Annotated in this window: 11 protein-coding genes; 8 read left to right on the top strand and 3 right to left on the bottom strand. The window is 71.3% G+C overall.

Annotated elements, in window-relative coordinates; genetic code table 11:
• Positions 1 to 95: 95 nt before the first annotated feature.
• Positions 96 to 359 (bottom strand): WhiB family transcriptional regulator, encoded by a 264-nt coding sequence (locus ACWC5C_RS34125; protein WP_004952403.1) that lies wholly within the window; start codon positions 357 to 359, stop codon positions 96 to 98.
• A gap of 614 nt (positions 360 to 973) precedes the next feature.
• Here ACWC5C_RS34125 and ACWC5C_RS34130 point away from each other — a divergent pair.
• From ACWC5C_RS34130 to ACWC5C_RS34145, 4 genes are all read left to right on the top strand, one after another.
• Entirely contained in the window at positions 974 to 1486 is a 513-nt protein-coding gene (locus ACWC5C_RS34130) for a cysteine dioxygenase (protein ID WP_450881851.1), read from the top strand.
• A gap of 50 nt (positions 1487 to 1536) precedes the next feature.
• Positions 1537 to 2499, top strand: coding sequence for a 2-phospho-L-lactate transferase (gene cofD / locus ACWC5C_RS34135; RefSeq protein WP_450881853.1), 963 nt, complete (start codon positions 1537 to 1539; stop codon positions 2497 to 2499).
• Positions 2496 to 3881 carry a coenzyme F420-0:L-glutamate ligase gene (locus ACWC5C_RS34140; RefSeq protein WP_450881855.1) on the top strand — a complete coding sequence of 462 codons (1386 nt, stop codon included), beginning with the start codon at positions 2496 to 2498 and terminating at the stop codon, positions 3879 to 3881. Before cofD ends, ACWC5C_RS34140 begins: the two co-directional genes overlap by 4 nt.
• Positions 3882 to 4337: 456 nt before the next feature.
• Positions 4338 to 5246 (top strand): DNA-3-methyladenine glycosylase family protein, encoded by a 909-nt coding sequence (locus ACWC5C_RS34145; protein ID WP_450881857.1) that lies wholly within the window; start codon positions 4338 to 4340, stop codon positions 5244 to 5246.
• A 47-nt stretch (positions 5247 to 5293) separates the two neighbouring features.
• On the opposite strand, the gene ACWC5C_RS34150 is transcribed toward ACWC5C_RS34145, so the two are convergent.
• Complete coding sequence (locus tag ACWC5C_RS34150; protein ID WP_450881859.1) at positions 5294 to 6394, bottom strand: sugar phosphate nucleotidyltransferase; 1101 nt, start codon at positions 6392 to 6394, stop codon at positions 5294 to 5296.
• A 70-nt stretch (positions 6395 to 6464) separates the two neighbouring features.
• Complete coding sequence (locus tag ACWC5C_RS34155; RefSeq protein WP_450881861.1) at positions 6465 to 7889, bottom strand: peptidoglycan recognition protein family protein; 1425 nt, start codon at positions 7887 to 7889, stop codon at positions 6465 to 6467.
• Between the two features lie 117 nt (positions 7890 to 8006).
• Here ACWC5C_RS34155 and ACWC5C_RS34160 point away from each other — a divergent pair, with 117 nt between their 5' ends.
• The 4 genes from ACWC5C_RS34160 to ACWC5C_RS34175 all read left to right on the top strand — a co-directional run bounded on the left by ACWC5C_RS34160 (position 8007) and on the right by ACWC5C_RS34175 (position 13714).
• Positions 8007 to 8750 carry a TIGR03089 family protein gene (locus ACWC5C_RS34160; RefSeq protein WP_450881863.1) on the top strand — a complete coding sequence of 248 codons (744 nt, stop codon included), beginning with the start codon at positions 8007 to 8009 and terminating at the stop codon, positions 8748 to 8750.
• Between the two features lie 222 nt (positions 8751 to 8972).
• Complete coding sequence (locus tag ACWC5C_RS34165; protein WP_450881865.1) at positions 8973 to 10094, top strand: LCP family glycopolymer transferase; 1122 nt, start codon at positions 8973 to 8975, stop codon at positions 10092 to 10094.
• A 232-nt stretch (positions 10095 to 10326) separates the two neighbouring features.
• Positions 10327 to 12015: an LCP family protein gene (locus tag ACWC5C_RS34170; RefSeq protein ID WP_450881867.1), complete on the top strand. Its 1689-nt coding sequence runs from the start codon at positions 10327 to 10329 to the stop codon at positions 12013 to 12015.
• Positions 12016 to 12085: 70 nt separating this feature from the next.
• Complete coding sequence (locus ACWC5C_RS34175) at positions 12086 to 13714, top strand: LCP family protein (protein WP_450881869.1); 1629 nt, start codon at positions 12086 to 12088, stop codon at positions 13712 to 13714.
• The last annotated feature ends 1 nt before the right edge of the window (position 13715 follow it).

Below are 13715 nucleotides of genomic sequence, written 5' to 3' on the forward strand. Positions count from 1 at the left end.
CACACTAACGGCTGCCTACGACAGCGGTCCGCCTCCCGGTCGCCATGGGCTCGGGGGACGGACCGCGCACTCCGCCGTGAACTGTGCGGATGTGGTCAGACCGCTGCCTTCTTCAGTCGGCGGCGCTCCCGCTCGGAGAGGCCGCCCCAGATGCCGAAGCGTTCGTCGTTGGCGAGTGCGTACTCGAGGCATTCGGAACGGACCTCGCAGGCCAGGCAGACCTTCTTCGCCTCGCGCGTGGATCCGCCCTTTTCCGGGAAGAACGATTCGGGATCGGTCTGGGCGCACAGTGCGCGCTCCTGCCAACCGAGCTCCTCGTCCGCCTCTTCGACCAGCAGTTGCTGGAACAACTCGGTCATGTGCGCCCCTCGTCTGTTTTTGCGTCCCCGGTGCCGTCCCCGTGCCCTGGTGCCGTGGGTCAAACCGGCAGAACGACACGTGTGAAATTACAAGTGCGCCGATCCGGGCCAGTCAAGCCGAGATCTGCTATTGGGCCTCTTATTCACTCTGCGGAACCAAGGCTGCGCGGAAAGTGTTCAAATCGGCCTAAACGCGACACGTTTCCCGTGCATGTCCCTGGCCCCTCCTCTCGCCTCACGGTGGAGGACGCCGTGAACGCCGTTCCCGTTGCACACGGGGGCGGGTGCTGCGCCACCTCTCCGGCTAACGCGGGGACAAACCTTTCTGCCTCCACATCAACCGGATGAGGTGAACGATTACTCCCGGAGCGGAGATCAAGTTGACAGGAGGGCGAGGACCCGCTGTTCTAGTCCCCATGTCAGTGACCCACGCGCCCCAGTCGACCCGTACCCACGGGTTCCGCTGCGCTGTGCAGGCTCGCTGTCGCTGTTCCAGCTGTTGATGCCCTTCTGAGCTCCAGCTTTCTCGCCTCGCGTCTCTTCCGCGTCTCCCTGCGTCACCCCGCACAGCTCCGCTTCGCGCCCGCCGCGCTTCCCGCCGAGGAACCCCCCACATGAACAGCGACGTCCAGATCGCCGGTGACCCGCTCGCCATCCCGCATCTGCTGCCGCCCGTACCCGCGCACCCCACCACCGTCTCCGGCTTCGCCGGGCTGGCCCGCGACATCGCCGCCGACCGCGACAGCTGGGCGTCCCTCGTCCGGTACGACGCCACCACCCGCTGGTACCACCGGGTGCGCACCGGCCCCGGCTATGAGGTCTGGCTGCTCAGCTGGGTGCCCGGCCAGGGCAGCGGAGCCCATGACCACGGGCGCTCCTCCGGCGTACTCACCGTGCTCCAGGGCGAGTTGACGGAGCGCGTGGGCGCGGACGGCGGCGCACGGCATACGCTGCGCGCGGGCGCGCAGCGCGTCTTCGCACCCGGATACGTGCACGACGTCGTCAACGACGCGCTCGAACCCGCCGTCAGCCTGCACATCTACTTCCCCGGCCTCACCGAGATGCCGCCGCACCCCGCCCCGGCCGCCGGTGCGGCCGCCCCCGGCCCCCTCGACGTCCTGCGCTGAGCACGCCCCGCACGGTTCCGATGTCGTAGCCGACTGCCAGACTGTCCCCCATGCGCATTGTGGTTCTGGCAGGCGGCATCGGCGGCGCCCGTTTCCTCCGTGGTCTGATGTCGGCGGTTCCCGACGCCGACATCACCGTCATCGGCAACACCGGCGATGACATCCATCTCTTCGGCCTCAAGGTCTGCCCCGACCTCGACACCGTGATGTACACCCTCGGCGGTGGCATCCACGAGGAGCAGGGCTGGGGCCGGGCCGAGGAGACCTTCGCCGTCAAGGAGGAGCTGGCGGCGTACGGCGTGGGGCCCGAGTGGTTCGGCCTCGGCGACCGGGACTTCGCCACGCACATCGTCCGTACGCAGATGATGGGCGCCGGTTACCCGCTCAGCGCCGTCACCGAGGCGCTGTGTGCGCGGTGGCAGCCGGGGGTGCGGCTGCTGCCGATGACCGACGACCGCGTCGAGACGCACGTCCTCATCGATGACCCCGAGGGTGAGGGCCGCAAGGCCGTCCACTTCCAGGAGTACTGGGTCCGGATGCGCGCCTCCGTGCCCGCCCACGCCGTGGTCCCCGTCGGCGCCGACCAGGCCAAGCCCGCGCCCGGCGTGCTGGAGGCCATCGCCGACTCCGACGTCGTCATCTTCCCGCCGTCCAACCCCGTCGTCAGCATCGGCACCATCCTGGCTGTCCCCGGAGTGCGCGAGGCCATCGCCGACGCCGGGGTGCCGGTCGTCGGCCTCTCCCCCATCGTCGGCGACGCGCCGGTGCGCGGCATGGCCGACAAGGTGCTCGCCGCCGTCGGTGTCGAGTCCACCGCCGCCGCCGTCGCCAAGCACTACGGCTCCGGGCTGCTGGACGGCTGGCTCGTGGACACCGTGGACGCCGGGGCGGTCGACGAGGTCGAGGCCGCTGGGATCCGCTGCCGTGCCCTCCCGCTCATGATGAGCGACACCGAGGCGACCGCGCGCATGGCCACGGAGGCGCTGGCGCTGGCCGAGGAGGTCCGGGCATGAGCCCGTCGCTCGTGCCGGGCGCCCCCTCGTACCAGGCCCCCTCGTACCAGGCCCCCTCGTATCAGGTCTGGGCCCTCCCCGGGCTGCCCGAGGTGCGGCCCGGCGACGACCTCGCCAAGCTCATCGCCGACGCCGCGACCGCGGGCTCCCTGCCGGGGCTCGCGCACGGTGACGTCCTGCTCGTCACCTCGAAGATCGTCAGCAAGGCGGAGGGGCGCGTCGTCGCGGGCGACGACCGCGAGGCCGCCATAGACGCCGAGACCGTGCGGGTCGTCGCCCGGCGCGGGCGCACCCGGATCGTCGAAACCCGGCAGGGCCTGGTCATGGCCGCGGCCGGAGTCGACGCCTCCAACACCCCTGCCGGGACCATCCTGTTGCTCCCCGAGGACCCCGACGCGTCCGCCCGCGCCATCCGCGCCGGGCTGCGGGACGCGCTCGGCGTGGACGTGGGCGTCATCGTCACCGACACCTTCGGGCGGCCCTGGCGCACCGGGGTCACCGACGTGGCCATCGGCGCGGCCGGGGTGCGCGTCCTGGACGACCTGCGGGGCGGCACCGACGCGCACGGCAACGCGCTGAGCGCCACCGTCGTCGCCACCGCCGATGAGCTGGCCGCCGCCGGGGAGCTGGTCAAGGGCAAGGCGGACGGGCTGCCGGTGGCGGTGCTGCGGGGGCTGCCGCATGTGGTGTCGCCGCCGGACGCGACCGGCTCGTCTGAGCCTGACGCGGGGGCGCGGCCCTTGGTGCGCGGCGCCGCCGACGACATGTTCCGGCTGGGCACCTCGGAGGCCGTGCGGGAAGCGGTGACCCTGCGCCGTACGGTCCGCGAGTTCACCGACGAGCCGGTGGACGGCGCGGCGGTGCGGCGCGCCGTGGCCGCCGCCGTCACCGCGCCCGCGCCGCACCACACGACGCCGTGGCGGTTCGTACTGCTGGAGTCGGAGGAGTCGCGGGTGCGGCTGCTCGACGCGATGCGGGACGCGTGGATCGCGGACCTGCGGGGTGACGGCTTCTCGGAGGAGTCCGTCGCCAAGCGGGTGCGGCGGGGTGACGTACTGCGCAAGGCGCCGTATCTGGTGGTCCCGTGCCTGGTCGCGGACGGCGCCCACACGTACCCGGACGCGCGGCGGAACGCGGCGGAGCGGGAGATGTTCGTGGTCGCGGCCGGAGCCGGGGTGCAGAACCTGCTGGTCGCCCTGGCGGGCGAGCGGCTGGGGTCGGCGTGGGTGTCGTCGACGATGTTCTGCCGACCGGTGGTGCGGGACGTGCTGGACCTGCCGGAGGACTGGGACCCGATGGGCGCGGTGGCGGTGGGCCACGCGGCGGCCGCGCCCGCGGCGCGTCCGGAGCGGGGCGTGGACGGCTTTGTGGCGGTGCGATAGCGCTGCGGGTTGCGAGCGCCAGGGCGCGCGGGGCGGGTGTGCGCGCCGGGTCGGGGGTTGTGCGGGTGTGTTTGCGGGGTGCGGGGGCGGGGCCTCCGGGGCAGGGGCCTGGACGCGTATATTTTTGGCGCCACCGCCGAAGAACGTGGGGTGGGCCGGGAGTAGGCGCCACAAATACACGTCGTCGTCCAGGCCCCCACCCCTGCGACCCCGCCCCCTCCCGCCGGTGGCCCCAAACCCCGGCCCGGTCCCGTCCCGTTGTGGGCAATCGTCCCGCCGGGGGGCACCTCCCAGCGGTAGCTGGGGGAGGGACGGGTGGGCACAACCCACCCACCGGCCCGCACCCGGCCACGAAACCCCCTGCCCACCCCGGGGCCCGGGGTGCCCCCGGTTTCGGGAAGGGGCGGGGTGGGGGAGCAACAAAACGACCGGCCTCCCTGGGCTTAGGGTGGCGGCGTGGTGGGACGTCGTGTGTGGGTGCCTTCCTGCGCGTACGACCTCGCGCGGAACCTCGGTGTGCTGCAGCGCGGCCCGGGCGATCCCGCGTTCCAGGCCGACGCGGACGGGGCCTTCTGGCGGGCCAGCCGGACCCCGGCCGGTCCCGGGACCGTGCGGATCGCGCGGGACGGCAAGGGAGTCGAGGCCCAGGCCTGGGGGCCGGGGGCCGAGTGGCTGCTCGACCACCTGCCCGGGCTGCTCGGCGCCGACGACGACCCGTCCGCGTTCACCCCACGGCACCGGCTCGTCCACGAGGCGCACCGGCGGAACCCCGGGCTGCGGCTGATCCGGACCGGCCTGGTGCTGGAGTCGCTGATCCCCTCGATCCTGGAGCAGAAGGTCACCAGCGACGAGGCGTACCGGGCCTGGCGGTTGCTGCTGCAGCGCCACGGTGAGCCCGCGCCCGGGCCGATGGAGCGTATGCGGGTGATGCCCGATCCGCGCGCCTGGGCGCTGATCCCCTCGTGGGAGTGGCACCGCGCGGGCGTGGACGGCAAGCGCTCGGCGACGATCCTGCGGGCCGTACGGGTCGCCCGGCGGCTGGAGGAGGCCGCGGGCATGGATCTCGACGCCGCCTCACAGCGGCTGCGGCTGATCCCGGGCATCGGGCCCTGGACGGCGGCGGAGACCCTGCAGCGCAGCAACGGCACCCCGGACGCGATCACGGTCGGGGATCTGCATCTGCCCCGTATGGTCGGCTACGCGCTCACGGGTGAACGCGGTACGGACGACGCGGCGATGCTGGAGCTTCTCGCGCCGTACGCCGGGCAGCGGCACCGGGCGGCGCGGCTGATCCTGCTGTCGGGGCGGGCCGCGATGCCGCGTCGCGCACCGCGTTTTGCGGTGCGCGACTTCCGGGCGATGTAGCTGCCCAGTCGGGTTTCGTTGCCAGGTGCGGGCCGGTAGGCACAACGCTATTGGTCGGAGGAGAACCTCACCGCGCCTGGGGGGATGTCCACGTCGCACCACACCCTCGCGCCGTCGCGGAGTTCGTTGTCCGGGCCGACCAGGGCGCCGTCGCCGACGACCGCGCCGTGCAGGACCGTACGGGCGCCGACCCGGGCGCCCGCGCCGATCAGGGAGTCGCGGACCTCGGCGCCCTCTTCGACCACCGCGCCCTCCAGCACCGTGCTGCCGTCGATGCGCGCGCCCGCGCCCACGTGGGCCTGCGGGCCGATGACCGTGCCGCCGGTGAGCTTGGCGTCGCCCGCGACGGTGGCGGATTCCAGGACGAGGCGGTCACCGCAGCGGCCCGGGACGGCCGGGGAGGGGGCGCGGCCGAGGACCAGGTCGGCGGAGCCGCGGACGAAGGCCTGCGGGGTGCCGAGATCGAGCCAGTACGTGGAGTCGACCATGCCCTGGAGGTGGGCGCCCGCGGCGAGGAGGCCGGGGAAGGTCTCGCGTTCGACGGAGACGGGCCGGTCGGCCGGTATGGCGTCGATCACGGAGCGGTTGAAGACGTACGCGCCCGCGTTGATCTGGTCGGTGACGATCTCCTCGGGGGTCTGCGGCTTCTCCAGGAAGGCGGTGACCCGGCCGTGCTCGTCGGTGGGCACGAGGCCGTACGCGCGCGGGTCGGTGACCCGGGTGAGGTGGAGGGAGACGTCGGCGCCCGTCCGGCAGTGGGTGTCGACGAGGGCGCGGATGTCGAGGCCGGTGAGGATGTCGCCGTTGAAGATGAGCACCGGGTCGTCGGGGCCCGAGCGCAGCCGGGAGGCGACGTTGCGGATGGCGCCGCCGGTGCCGAGCGGCTCCTCCTCGGTCACGTACTCCAGGTGCAGACCGAGGGAGGAGCCGTCGCCGAAGTACGGTTCGAAGACCTCGGCCAGGTAGGAGGTGGCGAGCACGATGTGCTCGACCCCGGCGGCGCGGGCGCGGGCGAGTTGGTGGGTCAGGAAGGGGACGCCAGCCGCCGGGACCATCGGCTTGGGGGTGTGCACCGTCATGGGGCGCAGCCGCGTTCCCTTGCCGCCGACCAGGAGGATCGCTTCTGGCGTTGCTGGCGCTTTGGTCACGTAGTCCTGCTTCCTGCTCGGGCTCGCCGGTCGGCGGACCAGTGTATGCAGAAGCCCGGACCGCGCCTGGTCAGCGCCCCTGGAGCCGGGCGGCTGTGCTGCGTACGGAGCCGAGCTTGCTGTAGAGGCGCTTTCCGGGGCACTCGGTCGCGAAGCCGTCGCGGTGTCCGGAGATGACGCGCAGCTTCACGTTGGCGCCCTTTTTGTACTTGTTGCCGCCGCCGGACACCAGATGGGTGGTGCCGCGTGGATTCCGGTTGAAGATGCCGAGTTTCCAGGCGGTGAGCTTGGCGATGGCCTTGACGGCCTTGGCGGAGGGCTTCTTGGCGGAGTACGTACCGAGGACGGCGACGCCCATGCTGTTCTGGTTGAACCCGAGGGTGTGCGCCCCGAGTACGGCTTTGGTGACGCCTCCTGAGCGGCCTTCGTAGATGTTTCCGCACTTGTCGATGGTGAAGTTGTAGCCGTAGTCGCGCCAGCCCATGCTCTGGACGTGGTAGCGGTAGATACTGCGCAAAACGGAGGGGACTTGGGCACAGGTGTAGCTGTTGCCCGTCACGGTGTGGTGGATGAAGGCGACTTTGACGGTCTTGCTGTAGACGTGGCCGCTCTCGCGGATCTTCTCGTCGGCGCCCCATCCGGCGCGAGTGACGATACGCGGCCGGGGTGCGGTGTGGCGGGCGGCGCTGGACTCGGACTGGTCGGCGGGGAGTTGGGTGGTCCCGGACGGACGCGGAGTGGGCGCCGTGGGCCGGGGGGTGGGCCGGGCCGTGGGGGACGCGACGCCGCCGGTGGGGTGCGGGTGCGGGTGCGGGTCCGGGTGCGGCACGGCCGTGGGATGCGGGTGCGGAACGGCCGTGGGATGCGGATGGACCGGCTGTACGGGGGTGGGGTGGGCCGGGGGCGGGGCGGGGGCGGCGCCGGGGTTGACGAGTTCGAGGCGTAGCCCGGCGGGGAGGGTGGCCGGAACCGCTCCGGCGGGTGGTGCGGCGGCGCGCACGCGGGCTTGCACGCCGTCGGAGTCGCCGACCCACAGCGGGGCGGTGCCACCGCGCGGGCCCCCGGCACCGACGTCCGTAGCCCCGGACTCCACGGCACCGCCGTGCGCGGCACCAGGAGCCGCGCCAGGGGCCGCGGCGGGCGCCGGGTCGGGGCCGTCGTCGTGGTACGCCCGGAGGTCGCGCCAGGCGGACCACACACCGGTGCTGGCGGCGCGGGTGCGCACCTGGATGTCGCCGCGGAGGTCGGCGGAGGCGTCGTTCCAGACGACGCCGACGAGGGAGAAGGGGGCCACGTCGCGGGCGGCGAGCGCCCGGTCGCCGCCGGGGGCGGCCAACCCCCGGTCGAGACCGGCGGGTGGGAGGAGGGGCAGCGACTGGGTGCTGCCCACGAGGCCGGTGCGGTCGGCCCGGGCATGTGCGGTGCCCAGGGCGGACGGAAGGGCGAGGGCGGCGGTGCACACGACGCCGACCGAGGACGCAAGGAATCCACGCATGATGAAAATCCTGTGCATATCGTGACACAAGTGTCTATTCGGACGCGCGGTGAGCGTCCGACTGGAAGAGTCGGGCGACCCCCTGGCGCGGCGTGTCGGGCGCGTACCCTTGCGCGGATGAACGCCACCGATCGCGCCCCCGCCGACCTGCTGCGATCCGCGCTCGCCGCGGATCCCGCGCGCCCCCTCGTGACCTTCTACGACGACGCCACGGGCGAACGCGTCGAACTCTCCGTGGCCACGTTCGCCAATTGGGTGGCGAAGACCGCCAATCTGCTGCAGGACGATCTGGCCGTGGCCCCCGGCGACCGGGTCGCGCTGCTGCTGCCCGCCCACTGGCAGACCGCGGTGTGGCTGCTGGCCTGCTCGTCGGTCGGGGTCCTCGCGGACGTCGGCGGCGATCCGGCCGCGGCCGATGTGGTGGTGAGCGGGCCGGACACCCTGGAGGAGGCGCGCGCGTGCTCCGGGGAGCGGGTGGCGCTCGCCCTGCGCCCCCTGGGCGGCCGGTTCCCGCAGCCGCCGCAGGGGTTCGCCGACTACGCCGTGGAGGTGCCGAGCCAGGGCGACCGCTTCGCGCCGTACGCCCCGGTGGACCCGGACGCGCCCGCGCTGGCGGTCGGCGGCCTGGAGCTGACCGGCGCGGAGCTGGTCGAGCGGGCGCGCGCGGACGCGGCCGGGCGCGGGCTCACGCCGGGCTCCCGGGTGCTGTCGGGGCTGCCGTACGACGGCTGGGAGGGGCTGTCGTACGGGCTGTACGCGCCGCTGGCGGCGGGCGGCTCGGTGGTGCTGTGCCGCCATCTGGACCAGTTGGACGAGAAGGGGCTCGCGGAGCGCCGGGAGAGCGAGCGCGTCACCCTGTAACGGCCCTTCGTCCCCCACGCCCCCACGGCCCGGCCGTCCGCCCGACCCCCGTCCGGCGGACCGCTGGGCCGAGCCCGCGCGCCCCGGCGTGCACCCCGCGCGATGATCGACGGATACGTACAACCATGTGCGGGGTTCGTATGTCTGTCCCAATGATCGGCCCAGCACGCGATACCGCTCCCGTCCGCTGCCGGGCGGGAGGCGGGGTGGGAGGACGCGGACGTGACGACTGACGGCCAAGAGCCCGCGCCGGGGCGAAGACGCCGCTGGCCGCGCGTGGTCGCGCTGGGCGCGACCCTGCTGGTGCTGTCGGCCGCCGCGACGGGGTGGTGGTTCTACGAACGCCTCGACCGCAACATCCGCACCGACACCCGGACCGCGGACGAGCTGAAGAAGTACGAGGCCGAGCGGCCGGTGTCGGTCGTGCGGGACGCGCAGAACATCCTGGTGATCGGCTCCGACGACCGGAGCGGCAAGGGAAACGGCAAGTACGGCCGGGACACCGGCACCCAGCGCTCGGACACCACGATCCTGCTGCACCTCCAGGCGGGCGGTAAGAGCGCGACCGCGGTCTCCATCCCGCGCGATCTGATGGTGGACGTGCCGGGCTGCGACCGGCCGAAGGGCGGCGGCCGACTGGCGCCCCGATTCGCCCAGTTCAACTGGGCGTTCGAGTTCGGCGGCGCGGCCTGCACGATCCGTACCGTGGAAAAGCTGACCGGGATCCGGGTGGACCACCATGTGATCGTGGACTTCAGCGGCTTCAAGAAGCTGGTGAACGCGGTCGGGGGCGTCGAGGTGTGCCTCACGGAACCGGTCGACGACGACGACGCGCATCTGCGGCTTCCCTCGGGCCGTCAGACCCTGCACGGGGAGAAGGCGCTGGGCTTTGTCCGCGCCCGCTACTCGATCGGTAACGGCAGCGACACGGAGCGCATCGCCCGGCAGCAGGAGTTCCTCAGCTCCCTTGTGAAGAAAGTGCAGAGCAATGGTGTGCTGCTCAATCCGGCGAAGCTGTATCCGGTGCTCAGCGCGGCGACCTCCTCGCTGACCACGGATCCGGGTCTGGACACCCTCAAGGACCTGTACGGACTGGTGCGCGGGGTGCGGGACATCCCGCGCGAGAAGATCCGTTTCCTGACCATTCCGCGACAGCCGTATACGTACAACAAGAACCGTGACGAACTCGTCCAGCCCGATGCCGACCGGTTGTTCAAGCAACTCCGCCTGGATCGCCCGGTGTCGGTGACCCGAGCCGTCACGGCCGGCCACGGCGAGGACCCCAAGGGCATGGAGCGCACTCCGTACCAGGGGACGACGGCGGCCCGCGACATCTGCGGGTAATGGGCCGCCATAGGGAAGGGCCCGGACTCGTGAAGAATCTCGAAAGGATTGGGCAGATTGCCCAGTTGTAGGGAAGTGGAATTTGTCACCGGCGTCGCTTGACGCGGATCCGGGCGGATAGTGTGAGCGATCCGGTGCGCTCCTAGATGTGACCGCGCACTGTATATGAAGACGGACCGAGCGCCTTGAGGGGGAGGCGCCCGCGTGGCACCGACGGAGGACACAGGCGACCGTGGACGCGCAAGGCCCTGGGCGGGACGGTGACATCGACCCCGCCGACCAGTGGGTGTTCGACCCGAACACCGGCAACTATGAGCTGAGGCTGAACCCTGCGGGGGAGACGGCCTCGGCCGCCGAGCCCCACGCGGCCCCCAGAACCACAGGCCGTCGTCGCACCCCCGAGTCCGAGCCACGGGGGCGCAGGAGGGCGGCGGGGAAACGCGAGCCGGAGAAGGCGGCGGCTCCCGCGAGCAGGAGAAAGCCGAAACCGAAGAAGACGAAGACGAAGAAGGCGCTGTACTGGGGCAGTGGCACCCTGGCCTTCGTGCTGGTCGGCGGCTCGGCCGCGGCGTACTTCGTCTACCAGCACCTCAACGGCAACATCAGCAAGGTCGACATCGGCGAGAACAACGCCGCGGTCACCGACGGACCGATGAACATCCTGCTCATCGGCACCGACCGGCGCGATGGCAAGGGCAACGAGGGCTACGGTGACGCGGGGAGCGTCGGCCACGCCGACACCACGCTGGTCATGCATGTCTCCGGGGACCGCACCAACGCGACGGTGCTGTCCATTCCGCGCGACATGGTCACCGACATCCCGGACTGCCCGACCGTGCAGAAGGACGGCTCGAAGAAGATCATCCCGGGCCAGTCGGAGGTGCGCTTCAACACCAGCCTGGGCCAGGAGGGGCGCGACCCCGGCTGCACCATGAAGACGGCCGAGAAGATCACCGGGCTGGACATCACCCACTTCATGATGGCGGACTTCAACGCCGTCAAGTCGATGTCCACGGCGGTCGGCGGGGTCGACGTCTGTCTCGCGAAGGACATCGACGACCCCAAGTCGCATCTGAAGCTGAAGGCGGGCAACCACAACATCAAGGGCGAGGACGCCCTGGCGTTCGTACGGACCCGGCACTCCGTGGGCTTCGGCGGCGACCTGGACCGGATCAAGCTGCAGCAGCAGTTCCTCAGCTCGATGATGCGCAAGATGAAGGGGAACGGGACGCTCAGCAGCCCCAGCAAGATGTGGGGCCTGGCCAACACCGCGACCAAGGCGCTCACCGTGGACACCGGCATCGGCACCGTCGACAAGCTGGTCTCGCTGGGGAAGGCGCTCAGCAAGATCGACCTGAAGAACATGACCTTCACGACGGTTCCGGTCGTCGACAACGACGACGGAGCGACGGTGCTGCTCGACCAGACCAAGGCCGAGCCGCTGTTCGACATGGTCCAGCAGGATGTGTCGCTGACCGAGGTGAAGAAGAAGGAGAAGGCGGCCAAGGACAAGGAGGCCGCCCGCCTCAAGGGACCGAAGGCCGACGCGGCGGAGGTCCGGGCCAAGGTGCTGAACGGCAGCGGGCAGACGGGGGCCGCCCAGGAAACCCTCGACTGGATGCAGAACACCGAGGGGATGCCGCTCACCAGCAACGGCGGAAACGCTCCGGCAGATCTGGAGAAGACCACTCTGGAGTACGCTCCCAACCAGGCGGACCAGGCGCGCCGGCTGGCCGACAGCATGGGGTTGCCCGCGTCCGCGATGAAGGAAGGCACGAAGGACGCCGCCCCCAAGGCGGAGATGACGCTGACGCTCGGCGCGGACTTCAAGGGCGCGGGCACTCCCATCTCCGGTCCGGCCAAGGCGCCGAAGGATATTCAGAAGGTCGAAGCCGACGACAAGAACGTCTGCGCCAAGTGACCACTCCCGGCCCGTCGGAGCGCCCTCGCCCATCGGTCCGGACGAGCACAGAAGTACGGGGAGGGGCCCGATGCGGCAGAGCAGTGTGCGGGGGGAGGGGCGGCGGCAGGCCGTACCCGAACCCCGCGGCACCGGTGAGGGTGACAGCCCGCCCGGAGGAGAAGGCCCCGCGTCCGGTGGCGCGGGGCACCGCCAGGGCGGCCGCCGTCCGGCTGCCCGCGGTGGCGGCCGGGGGTTACGCGTGGTGCGGTGGAGCGCGCTGGCGCTCGCCGTGCTCGTGTTGGGCGCGGCAGCCGGCGGTTATCTGTACTACAACCATCTGAACGAGAATCTGAAGAAGGAAGCGCTCGACCTCGGCGACAGCAAGCTGGGCAAGCCCGAGCCGAACGCCAACGGCCAGACCCCGCTGAACATCCTGCTCATCGGTTCGGACAGCCGTAACACCGCGGAGAACGTGCGGCTCGGCGGCGCCAAGCAGGACGCCGACCGCAAGCCGCTGGCCGATGTGCAGATGCTGGTGCACGTCTCGGCCGACCGCAGCAACATGTCGGTGGTCAGCATTCCGCGCGACACCCGGGTGACCATCCCCCAGTGCACCGACCCGGACGGCGGGCGCGTCTACCCGAAGACCGAGGCGGCCATCAACCAGTCGCTCCAGCACGGCGGTCCGGGCTGCACGGTCGCCACCTGGAAGGAACTCACCGGCATATACATCGATCACTTCATGATGATCGACTTCGGTGGGGTGGTCTCCATGGCGGACGCCGTCGGCGGCGTCCCGGTGTGCGTGAAGGACAACGTCTACTCGCACGACAGCAAGGGCCATGGCTCGGGGCTGCGGCTGACCAAGGGCACCCACTCCGTCAAGGGCGTCCAGGCCCTCCAGTGGCTGCGGACCCGCTACGGCTTCGAGGACAACACCGACATCGGCCGGGCCAAGGCCCAGCACATGTACATGAGCTCGATGATCCGTCAGCTGAAGAAGGGCACCAAGCTCAGCGACCCGGGCAAACTGATGGACCTGGCGGAGGCGGCCACCGACGCGCTGACCGTCGACCACGGCCTCGGCGACGTCAAGAAGCTCTACAACCTGGGCAACGACCTCAAGCGGGTGCCCACCGAGCGCACCACCATGGTCACCATGCCCTGGCAGTACAGCGCGAACGAGCAGTTCGTGGAGCCCAAGCCCGGCGACGCCGAGCAGACCTTCTCGCTGCTGCGCAATGACACGGCGCTGGACGGCAAGGACAAGAAGAAGCCCGACAAGACCCCGGCCCCCACCCAGCCCAAGGGCGAGGTCCCGGTCGTCGTGCAGAACGGCACCGCGTCCATGGTGTACGGGCCGGTCTCCGGCCGGGCCGGTGCGATCACCAATGAGCTGGTACGGCTCGGCTACGGCAAGGCCGCCGCGAACACCGTGCTCATCTCGCAGGCCGACACCACCGTCTCCTACCCGAGCGAGGCCGAGCAGGGCGACGCGCTCGCGGTGGCCAAGGCGCTGGGGCTGCCCAAGAGCGCGGTGAAGTCCTCGAAGTCGGTGGAGGACGTGACCGTGGTGGTCGGCAACGACTGGCGCGCGGGCACGGCCTACCCGAAGGCCTCGAAGACCGAGGACGACAAGACGCCGGAGAGCGCCGACGCGCTCAACGGCGAGGACAAGAAGGCGTGTATGACGGTCAACCCGGACTACACGTTCTGAG

Source organism: Streptomyces sp. NPDC001700, from assembly GCF_053596435.1.

What these genes read in the sequence shown, in the direction of transcription:
- ACWC5C_RS34125 (WP_004952403.1), bottom strand. Translation starts at nt 359, where the DNA reads ATGACCGAGTTGTTCCAGCAACTGCTGGTCGAAGAGGCGGACGAGGAG.
- ACWC5C_RS34130 (WP_450881851.1), top strand. Translation starts at nt 974, where the DNA reads ATGAACAGCGACGTCCAGATCGCCGGTGACCCGCTCGCCATCCCGCAT.
- cofD (WP_450881853.1), top strand. Translation starts at nt 1,537, where the DNA reads ATGCGCATTGTGGTTCTGGCAGGCGGCATCGGCGGCGCCCGTTTCCTC.
- ACWC5C_RS34140 (WP_450881855.1), top strand. Translation starts at nt 2,496, where the DNA reads ATGAGCCCGTCGCTCGTGCCGGGCGCCCCCTCGTACCAGGCCCCCTCG.
- ACWC5C_RS34155 (WP_450881861.1), bottom strand. Translation starts at nt 7,889, where the DNA reads ATGCGTGGATTCCTTGCGTCCTCGGTCGGCGTCGTGTGCACCGCCGCC.
- ACWC5C_RS34160 (WP_450881863.1), top strand. Translation starts at nt 8,007, where the DNA reads ATGAACGCCACCGATCGCGCCCCCGCCGACCTGCTGCGATCCGCGCTC.
- ACWC5C_RS34175 (WP_450881869.1), top strand. Translation starts at nt 12,086, where the DNA reads ATGCGGCAGAGCAGTGTGCGGGGGGAGGGGCGGCGGCAGGCCGTACCC.